The organism is Epibacterium ulvae (assembly GCF_018678075.1).
Lineage (GTDB): Bacteria > Pseudomonadota > Alphaproteobacteria > Rhodobacterales > Rhodobacteraceae > Epibacterium > Epibacterium ulvae_A.
Genome location: NZ_JAHHIR010000002.1, coordinates 1 through 2,358 on the forward strand (window position 1 = coordinate 1; position 2,358 = coordinate 2,358).

General features: G+C 54.8%; 2 protein-coding genes and 1 pseudogene. 1 reads left to right on the top strand and 2 read right to left on the bottom strand.

The annotated features are described in order from the left end of the window. Positions 1 to 207: 207 nt before the first annotated feature. Entirely contained in the window at positions 208 to 828 is a 621-nt protein-coding gene (locus KMP13_RS00165) for a CGNR zinc finger domain-containing protein (RefSeq protein ID WP_215263424.1), read from the bottom strand. A gap of 206 nt (positions 829 to 1,034) precedes the next feature. Here KMP13_RS00165 and KMP13_RS00170 point away from each other — a divergent pair, with 206 nt between their 5' ends. Beyond that, positions 1,035 to 1,967 (top strand): alpha/beta fold hydrolase, encoded by a 933-nt coding sequence (locus tag KMP13_RS00170; protein WP_215263425.1) that lies wholly within the window; start codon positions 1,035 to 1,037, stop codon positions 1,965 to 1,967. 231 nt (positions 1,968 to 2,198) lie between these two features. Here KMP13_RS00170 and KMP13_RS00175 read toward each other — a convergent pair. After that, positions 2,199 to 2,358: pseudogene (locus KMP13_RS00175) on the bottom strand (IS5/IS1182 family transposase); the annotation flags it as partial.

A 2,358-nucleotide genomic window follows, 5' to 3' on the forward strand; every position in this document is an offset into this window, starting at 1 on the left:
ATTTACGCCAAATCTTGTCCAAGGATTGGGGAGTAGCTCAACGCGATGTTTTGATCATCCTGCTACCGATGCTGGTGATCCTGCTCTTGGTCATATTGTTCCTAGAGATCGCATTGTGGTTGCCACGGCAATTGATGCCAAGCGCGTTCTAACCCGCGCGAAAAGCGACACGTGAAAGGCAGGTCACTATGGCCTGCCTTTTTCATTTCACGGGCGTTGTTTGGACTTCCGATAGGCCGCCGCCTTGGCCCGGTTGCCGCAGACCTCCATTGAGCACCATCGCCGCCGGTGGCTTTTGCTCACGTCCAGAAAATACAGCGAACAATCTTCGGCCTCGCAATTTTTCACAAACCGCAGATCGGCCTCACAAATCAACTGAGCACAGGTGGCAGCGATCCGTGGCAACAGATCCTCGGGCCCGCGCAGTTGTGAGTGATAAGTCAGCTGATAGGGGCGGTTGGTTGCGTCCATTGCGCTTTCGATCTGCAAGACCTGAGCGGTGTTGCCGAGGATACCGTTGATCCGCGCGACCATCCCATGACCTGCCACCCGGCTTGGATCTTCGCTGATCTCTGCGACAAAGCTGCGGAATTCCTCGCGAAACTCGCGGATCTCCTGCATGTATCTGCCCAAGGACGCTGTGTCCCGCATGACCAAGGCAACCTCATCCTCGGTTGCAAGATCCGACAGCACAAACCACCGCAGGACGTCCGTGCCGGTCTCCATCCAATCCACCACGCCCGTTTCGGGACGCATGATTGAGTTCAGAAAATCCAAACTCTTGGCCTCACCGATGAACATCAGCTGGATTTGGCGGTCGCTCTGCATCGGCTTCTCCTGCCTGGGACATGGGAACACTGCGAGAAGAGGAAGAGGTAATTGCTGTTTTCGATCTTGAACAGGGGTTTCAAGAACAACCGCGCTATTCTCTATTCACAATTTTGTAACTTGCTTGAATGCAAATCACTGGTTAGCACCTGTAACCGGTATTAATTAACTTTACCGGTTATTTTTAGATCTAGGGGACTTGGACCATGTCACTTAAAACAACCACCGCCGCTCTGTTGGCATTGGCCGTTTCGGCCGCACCCGCGTTGGCTGGCCCTGCGCACAATCAGACGACTTACAATACTGTCGACGTTGATGATGTTTCGATTTTTTATCGCGAAGCTGGCCCCAAGGACGCGCCGACCATCCTGCTGTTGCACGGCTTCCCAACGTCTTCGCACATGTTCCGCGACTTGATCCCTGAACTGGCGGAAAAGTATCATGTTGTTGCACCGGACTACCCCGGCTTTGGCCAGTCTTCGGCACCGTCCGCAGACGAATACGACTATGATTTTGCGACCCTGTCAAAAACCATGAACCACTTTGTCGAGGCACTCGATCTGGACGAATACACGCTGTTCATGCAGGACTTTGGTGGACCCGTTGGCCTGCGCATGCTGGATGCACACCCTGAGCGTGTCGAAGGTGTTATCATCCAGAATGCAACCTTCCACGTTGAAGGTTGGAACCCTGACATCGTAAAGCAATTTGCACCATTCTGGGGCGACCGTAACAGCGAAACCGAAGCCCCCCTGCGTCAGTTCCTGGCACCACAAACCACCGAATGGCAATACCGTCAGGGTAGCACCCTAGCCGAGCGCCTGAGCCCCGATGCATGGACCCACGCCCAAGCCGGCCTGGACCGTCCCGGCAACACCGAAGTTCAGCTGGAATACCTGTGGAACTACCAGGACAACGTTGCCAACTATGACGCATGGCACGCAAAACTGGCTAAGCTGCAGCCGGAAACTCTGGTTGTTTGGGGCCAGAACGACCCCTTCTTCACCCTGACCGGCGTTGAAGCGATCCAGAAACTGTTGCCCGAAGCCGAAACGCATTTTTACGACGCGGGCCACTTTGCGCTTGAAACACACGCGCAGGAAATCGCAGGCGAAATCCTGGAATTTATGGCGCACTAAAGACGCCCCATTCTTCGGAACGTTTTGTTAAACACTCCAATCGTCGCCCGCTTTACCCAAGCGGGCGACGGTTCCATTTGTCACGCCTCCTCAGCATTCGTGTAACCTTTGCACTGCGGACGTTGATCAAAGACGCTTTTTCCTCCCCCCAATACGGGCCATGGTCTGATGCAAACGGGCTTTGTTGCACAAATCCGTTGCTGGGCAGGCTTCCCCTTTCCCCGGACGGGCTTATCCTTCGGGCTCCGTGATGGGTATACCAAGAGCGGTGTACTGGTTGAGGACTGCAACACGGATTTGGATCTCCGCGACCTGCCGGTCGAAGTCCCGCGCCATGAGGCCTTGGCCCATCAGCTTCAAGCAATGCATCTTCGTTTCGACGCGGCTTCTT

Bases quoted from the DNA above. Each gene is read 5' to 3' on its own strand.
- KMP13_RS00165 (WP_215263424.1), bottom strand. From the start codon at position 828: ATGCAGAGCGACCGCCAAATCCAGCTGATGTTCATCGGTGAGGCCAAG.
- KMP13_RS00170 (WP_215263425.1), top strand. From the start codon at position 1,035: ATGTCACTTAAAACAACCACCGCCGCTCTGTTGGCATTGGCCGTTTCG.